The sequence below is a fragment of the Pseudoalteromonas sp. genome, from assembly GCF_036960685.1.
GTDB lineage: Bacteria > Pseudomonadota > Gammaproteobacteria > Enterobacterales > Alteromonadaceae > Pseudoalteromonas.
Genome location: NZ_JBALXK010000008.1, coordinates 167,018 through 173,683, shown reverse-complemented (window position 1 = coordinate 173,683; position 6,666 = coordinate 167,018). Strand labels below are relative to the sequence as shown.

The window sequence follows — 6,666 nt, the reverse complement described above, 5'->3', positions numbered from 1 at the left end:
GGTTCTAGGTTCTAGGTTCTAGGTTCTAGGTTCTAGGTTCTAGGTTCTAGGTTCTAGGTTCTAGGTTCTAGGTTCTAACGAAGTTTATAAACAACTACCTAGGTGTCAAACTTTTCCTAGTACCTAGAGCCAATTTCTTCCTAATACCTTGTCACTTTTGTATGTGACTTAGGCTAAAAAGCACGACAACGCCGTCAAAGCGACCTGCACGCAGCAAAATCCACCTAAGTAGTTTAGCCTAAGACAAGGCGGACACTCGACTTATCCCTATGAGCATACGCTCTTGTATGTAATTAGGGTCAGTCGAGTGGACAACGCAGTATTAGGTTAAAATACGACGGTGGTTACATTTGCTCCATAACTTCGATGCCTAGTAGATCTAAGCCTGTGCGGAGCGTATCCGCTACCAAATTACACAACACTAAACGGCTGTCACGTACACTTGGCGCTACACCCTCTTTGAGCACTGGGCAAGCTTCGTAGAATGTCATGTAAAGGCTCGCAAGCTCGTATAGGTAACTACACAATACGTGCGGGGTTGCTTCACTGATCATTTGATCTAGCACTTCTTCCAATTGTAGCAATTTAAGTGCGAGTGCTTTTTCTTGCGGCTCGGCAATCGCTACATCAGCATTGAGTGTTTGTGCATCAACGCCTGATTTACGGAAAATACTACGTACGCGAGTATAAGCGTATTGTAAGTAAGGAGCCGTTGCGCCTTCAAAACTAAGCATGGTATCCCAGTTGAAGATGTAATCGCTGGTACGGTTTTTCGATAAATCAGCGTATTTAACTGCACCAATACCTACTTTACGCGCGATTTCAGTGCGCTCTGCATCGGTTAGATCAGATTCACGCTCTGCAAGCTTGGCTGTGGCACGAACAATTGACTCTTCTAGCAAATCAGCAAGTTTAACCGTGCCGCCAGTACGCGTTTTAAATGGTTTGCCGTCTTCACCCATCATGGTGCCAAATGGGCAAAATTCATAGCTAGTTTCATCACGTAGTAAACCCGCTTTACGGGCTGTAAGCTCTACTTGATTGAAATGTAAGCTTTGACGTGCATCAACAAAAATTAAAATACGAGCTGCGCCTAACTTATTCGAGCGGTAATCACAAGCTGCTAAATCAGTTGTCGCATATAAGAAACCACCACCTGATTTTTGTACGATAAACACAGAAGGCTCACCGTCTTTGTTAGCAAGCTCATCTAAAAACACCACTTGCGCGCCTTGCGATTCAACCGCAATATTTTTGTCTTTTAGTAACGCAATAATGTTATTCAATTCGCTGTTGTAAGCACTTTCCGCCATGATGTCATCAGCAGTAAGCGTTACATTTAAGCGTTTGTATACTTCTTCTGAATGTTTTACAGACGTGGCAATAAATAGTTTCCACAGTTTTTCACAATGCGCATCGCCACCTTGCAGTTTTACAACATAATCACGTGCTTTATCGGCAAAGCCTTGTTCATCATCAAAACGTTTTTTAGCATCGCGGTAGAAAGTCTCTAAATCAGCCAGTGCCACTGAATCTAAGTCAACACCTTGGTTTATTTGATCTTCTAAGTGAGCAATCAACATACCAAACTGCGTGCCCCAATCACCCATGTGATTTTGACGAATAACCGTGTCACCACGAAATTCAAGCGCGCGCACCACGGCATCACCAATAATGGTTGAACGTAAATGACCTACGTGCATTTCTTTTGCAAGATTTGGTGATGAGTAATCAACCACAACGGTTTGCGGCTGTGCATGCTCTGCAACAGCAAGTTTTGCATCTTGATTTGCAGCTTGTACGCTGTGCGCTAAAAATTCAGGCTTGAGGTGAATATTAATAAAACCTGGGCCTGCGATTTCAGTTTTTTCAGCAATGTCGCTGACATCTAGGTTATCAATGATCTTTTGTGCAAGCTCACGTGGATTGCTTTTCATTTTTTTAGCCGCGCCCATCGCACCGTTAATTTGGTAATCACCAAATTGTGGACGAGTACTTTGTGTAACCGCTGGGTTAGTATCTGCAGGTAGGCCTGCGGCTGTCATCGCGGCAATGGCTTTATCGATTAGAAGCGTACGAATATTCATGTAATTTGTTACCTTTGTCAGCCCGTCATTGCGGGCTTTAATTAAATTTTGAGTTTAGTTTTCACGCGTGTGGTTAAACGTCACTTCAGGGTAACGCTCTATTGATAAATTAAGATTTACACGACTTGGCGCTATGTAAGTTAAATTATCGCCGCCATCAAGTGCTAAGTTGCTCTCGCACTTACGTTTAAAGTCTTCAAACTTTTTAACGTCAGTCGAACTTACCCAACGTGCTGTATTTACATTCACGCTTTCGTACAAAGCATCTACGTTGTATTCTGCTTTTAAGCGCGCCACAACTACATCAAACTGCAACACACCTACCGCACCTACGATTAAATCGTTATTGATAAGTGGTCTAAATACTTGCACTGCACCTTCTTCAGACAGCTGCACTAAGCCTTTTAGTAGTTGCTTTTGTTTTAGTGGGTCGCGTAAACGAATACGACGGAACAACTCCGGCGCAAAGTTTGGAATACCACTAAATTTAAGCTTTTCGCCTTGGGTGAAAGTATCACCAATTTGAATTGTGCCGTGATTGTGTAAACCAATAATATCGCCTGCGAAAGCGTCTCCTGCGCGTTCACGGTCGCCGGCCATAAAGGTCACCGCATCAGAAATACTGACTTGCTTACCAATTCGTACATGGTTCATTTTCATACCTTGGCTGTATTTGCCTGATACGATACGCATAAACGCAATACGGTCACGGTGTTTAGGGTCCATGTTCGCTTGAATTTTAAAGACGAAACCAGTGAAGTTCTCTTCCGTGGCAACAACTGTACGGTCTTCTGTTTCACGTGGCAGTGGCGTTGGCGCCCATTCAGTCAAACCATCGAGTACATGATCAACACCAAAGTTACCAAGTGCAGTACCAAAATAAACTGGCGATAACTCACCGGCTAAAAATAGGTCTAAATCAAATTCGTGTGAAGCCCCAATAACCAGCTCTAACTCTTCACGTAGTTGCTCAGCTAGTTCATCGCCAATGGCTTCATCGAGTTCTGGGTTATCAAGACCTTTAATACTGCGTACTTCTTGAATTGTATGACCTTGACCCGTTTTATAGAGCAAGGTTTCGCCGCGGTGAATATGATAAACACCTTTAAATTCTTTCCCACAGCCGATAGGCCAAGTAATTGGTGCACATGCAATATTTAGCTCAGTTTCAACTTCGTCTAACAACTCCATTGGATCACGTATATCACGGTCACACTTATTCATAAAGGTAACAATTGGCGTGGTACGTAGGCGCGTTACTTCCATCAATTTGCGGGTACGATCTTCTACACCTTTTGCCGCATCGATAACCATTAAACATGAATCTACGGCGGTAAGAGTACGATAAGTATCTTCAGAGAAGTCTTCGTGTCCTGGGGTATCCAGTAAATTAACAAGCGCTTTATTATATGGGAATTGCATTACAGAGGTAGTTACCGAGATACCACGTTCTTTTTCCATTTCCATCCAGTCTGATTTTGCATGCTGGTTAGAACCACGGCCTTTAACAGTCCCCGCTTTTTGAATAGCTTGTCCGAACAACAGTACTTTTTCGGTGATAGTGGTTTTACCAGCATCCGGATGCGAGATGATAGCGAACGTGCGTCGCGTATTGATTTCGTTTATTAAATTAGACATGTAAGCCGCTTTAAGTCATAACAAGGCGCCACTAAAACAACCCTAAGCAAAGGGCTTTGCTGCGCACTGTAATTTGAAAATAGAATTGCCAGCATTATACCTTGTTTGTCTTAGCCAAAAAAGCAACGATTGTAAGTAATTAGCCGATAATTTAGTTTCAAATAAAGCCAGCCCTATTGGCGCAGCCAACGCACTAAACTTGTGTAATTTTACGCTAACGCATACTATTGATAGATTGCATGGAGGATATTTTGTTTGGGTATGAAAACCAGTAAGCTAAGTATAAGATTATTATGGTATATCACGCCGTTGGTGATTTTGCCGTTGCTGTTTTTAGGTGGTTTTACGCTCACCAACGTAACCAGTTCTACGCAAAAGCAAGCTGAACTTATAGTGAGTCGCTTTGTTGAGCAGCAACAGCAAAAAATGTTTAACTACATTGATTCGTTCCACTCAACCACAAAATTGCTTTCAACCTCTCCCGTACTTAGTGATTTTTTAGCTGATGATCTACGCGACAATGGTAATTACACTCGCAGGCTAGGCGCACTAATGGATGTATTTGCCAGCTATTCAGAAGCTTACCCTGATATTATTAGCGTGAATTTAATTTCACCTAACGGCCAAAGTGACGCTTATTACTCCAGTAATTTAAATACCGCGCCAACCAGCTACCCGTTTTTTTCTCAAGTATTACAAAGTAACTTACGTCAACAGCAGTTTATGGTGCAGAAGCCAGATGGCACCACCAGTTTGTATTTTATTCAACGTATTTACAGTGCAGATTACTATTTAAAGCGCCCGCAACAACTTGGTTTTATTGTTGTACATGTTGAGCCATCGATTTTAAATACCAGCATTTTAGAAGCCCCTTATAACAACACCTTAAATTTACTACTCACCGATAGCGGTAAAATATTATTTAGTTCAGACTACGATAAACGTGGTCAATATATTAGTGAATATGAGCTTAAACAAATTCATGAGCTCGCTGACTTGGGCAAGCTTTCAACCATAGAATTATCGAGTATAGATAAAGTGGAGCGGATGATTTACGCCATCCAAATGAGCGGCGGTTATTATTATGTCTCTACTATTCCGAAAGCTTTACTATACCAATCAGGCAAAGCAATCAGCTTAATTACCGCGTTAATTGTGATCATTTCAGTGATCACCCTACCGATGCTGATATTTATCGTGGTCCGTAATTTACTGCTGAACCCAATTGAGTTACTAGGTGCTGCCAGTCACCGTGTTGGTGATGGTGATTTATCGGTGTATTTACCCGCGCACAATAACGATGAAGTGGGCGTGTTATTTAACGACTTTAACCACATGGTAAACCAAATTCGCCACTATCAAGACGAACTTGAAGAATACAAACATCACCTTGAAGATAAAGTTGAAAGCCGTACTAAAGCGCTTGAAACCATGAACAGTCAGCTAGAAGTTGCCATTGCCCAAGCGGAGCAAGCGAATCAATTAAAAAGCCGCTTTTTAGCTAATATGAGTCATGAAATTCGCACGCCACTAACCGCAATTATGGGCTTTACCGAGCAGCTGTTACATAGCAATAAAACCAGCGGTGATGCTTTACATCTCAGTACTATATTACGTAATTCAAAGCACCTGCTTGAGCTGATTAATAATATTTTAGACTTATCTAAAATCGAAGCCGAAAAACTAGCCGTTGAACAAGAGCCGCTGGATATTGTGCAATTAGTGCATGATATAGATTCAATTATTCGGCCTTTATCACAAGAGAAAAAACTCAATTGCAATATCAACTTTCACTTACCATTGCCGCGTATCATTAATAGTGATGGCACTCGTTTAAAGCAAATTCTCATTAATATTGCCAGTAATGCGGTGAAGTTTACTGAGCAAGGCCTGATCACCTTAGATATTACTTATGATAGCGACTCACAACTAATTGAGTTTGCAATTCAAGATAGCGGTATTGGCATGTCTGAGCGTGAAGTTGAGCGAGTATTTAAACCGTTTGAGCAAGCTGATGCCACCACTACACGTCGCTTTGGCGGGACAGGCTTAGGCTTATGTATTTCTAAAAATTTAGCACAATTGCTCGGTGGCGATGTTTATGTACAAAGTACACCCGGTAAAGGTAGTTGTTTTAGCGTGCAAATTGCCTGCAACTTAGCGGCAGATAGCGAACTGTCTACTCTGATGCTAACTGAGCAAAGCCAACTCGCTGCTGAAAAAGATTTGCAGCTTTCATTTGCACAAAACAGCTTTGATGCCAATATTTTGGTCGCAGAAGACAACCCCGATAATCAAGTGTTGATCAAATTACTACTGCAAACATGGGGGCTTGAACCTGATATTGCTAACAATGGTGCCGAGGCTGTTGAAATGGCGCTGGTAAACGACTATCAGCTGATCATTATGGATATGCAAATGCCTGTGATGGGAGGTTTAGAAGCCACTCAGATGTTACGTCACGCAGCCTATGACGGCCCTATCATCGCTCTAACTGCTAATGTAATGAAGCATGATGTAAATACCTATTTACAAGCTGGTTGCGATGAGGCACTCGCTAAACCTATCGACAAAGATGCGTTAGAAAGTGTGCTGGTTACCTATCTAAATATTGAAAAAGACACACGAAATAAATGGGACAGCTTGCTCAATAGTGAGAAGTTTCAACAGATCAATAACGACTACCGGTCAAAATTACCTGATTATTTAACCCAAGTAACGCAATTACACAGTGCCAATGAGTGGGAACAACTAAGGGGGCTTGCACATAGCTTAAAAGGCAGTGCTGGGTGTTTTGGCTTTAGTAATATTCATCATGCAGCTGCGGCTCTTGAGGATAACTTACGAGGTCGCGATCAGAGCCGCCGTGATTATTTAGCACTAAGCTTAATTGAGTCGATTAAATATACTTTGCAGCAAGAACCGCTACCCGAACTATAAA

3 protein-coding genes are annotated in these 6,666 nt (G+C 42.0%); 1 reads left to right on the top strand and 2 read right to left on the bottom strand.

Translation table 11 applies throughout. The features are described from left to right. Positions 1-344 precede the first annotated feature (344 nt). Positions 345-2,087 (bottom strand): arginine--tRNA ligase, encoded by a 1,743-nt coding sequence (gene argS, locus V7783_RS09305; protein ID WP_335678496.1) that lies wholly within the window; start codon positions 2,085-2,087, stop codon positions 345-347. 54 nt (positions 2,088-2,141) lie between these two features. Next, on the bottom strand, positions 2,142-3,725 hold the full coding sequence (gene prfC, locus V7783_RS09300; protein WP_335678495.1) for a peptide chain release factor 3: 1,584 nt from the start codon (positions 3,723-3,725) through the stop codon (positions 2,142-2,144). A gap of 261 nt (positions 3,726-3,986) precedes the next feature. On the opposite strand from prfC, the gene V7783_RS09295 reads away from it, so the two are divergent. Further along, positions 3,987-6,665: an ATP-binding protein gene (locus tag V7783_RS09295; RefSeq protein ID WP_335678494.1), complete on the top strand. Its 2,679-nt coding sequence runs from the start codon at positions 3,987-3,989 to the stop codon at positions 6,663-6,665. Position 6,666: the final 1 nt, after the last annotated feature.